At 54.4% G+C, this 901-nt stretch carries 1 protein-coding gene; it reads left to right on the plus strand.

Features of this window, described 5'->3' with window-relative positions:
* A partial coding sequence (locus ACTJKF_RS31360) for a hypothetical protein (protein ID WP_440629011.1) occupies window positions 1-190 on the plus strand: 190 nt, incomplete at its 5' end.
* Window positions 191-901 lie beyond the last annotated feature (711 nt).

A 901-nucleotide genomic window follows, 5' to 3' on the forward strand; every position in this document is an offset into this window, starting at 1 on the left:
AGGATTTCCTTACCCTGGTACTCGTGAATCTTCATGCGTGATTCCCTTCAGTCTGAGAGTCGAATTGAATTTTCTAAACTTAGAAAGTAATGTCGAAAAGAGCAGTCTCACTGCGAAAATCAACCTGCTGCTTCGTGCCATTGCCCTCGCAGCGAGCGATCTGGTACTCAACGCGCGGCCATCAGCATAGGTTCGCCACTTGACTCCGCCGACCGAGGAAACGTCACGAAATCAATCTTGACGGCAGATCATCTCGCGCGAAACAATCTCCGATCACCACTGGTCCTGCACAACCCCTTCGGGGCCGAACGAGCCGAAATCTGACCGCACGATTTCACATACTGTCGCGCAGGTGGGGCACTGGAGTCAGCAGGCACCACAAGATCTTGCGACGTCCAGGCGAATTAGCGATAGGAACGGCATCGTGTTACGTCTTCTGTGTCCCTACCTTGCCAGCGCCCCCGGGCTGGCCTTTCGTCAGGCCGTCCTAGCCCCCGCTGTTCGGCCTCCTCTTTTGCCGCCCTTATCGCATCATAGAAAGTCAACTCCGAGGCAACACGAGTGCGATCGACATTAACGACCCAACTATCGAACATGTAACGCCACCGGATACGACGCTCTTCAAGAAGGGCGGAAAACCAACGCCAAATCGATGCATCTTCAGCATTAGCCGCTGCTGCTGCGGCGAAGCGAGTCCGTTGCATTACGTCCATGTCGTTCCTCAAATTGCAGCAGGCAGTCAGTGAAATCGCCTGGGACCAACCGTCCTTCGTCGGAGCGAATCGTGCCGATTGACGTGGCTACCTCTTCACCGTTTTGCGCGAGTTCGATTCGTCTCAATTGCGGATTCAACCCGTCGATGCAACGAATTGATGAAAGCGCTCAGCCGGTGTATCGAAGT

Origin of the sequence: Burkholderia sp. 22313 (assembly GCF_052045245.1) — a bacterium.
Classification (GTDB): Bacteria; Pseudomonadota; Gammaproteobacteria; order Burkholderiales; family Burkholderiaceae; genus Burkholderia.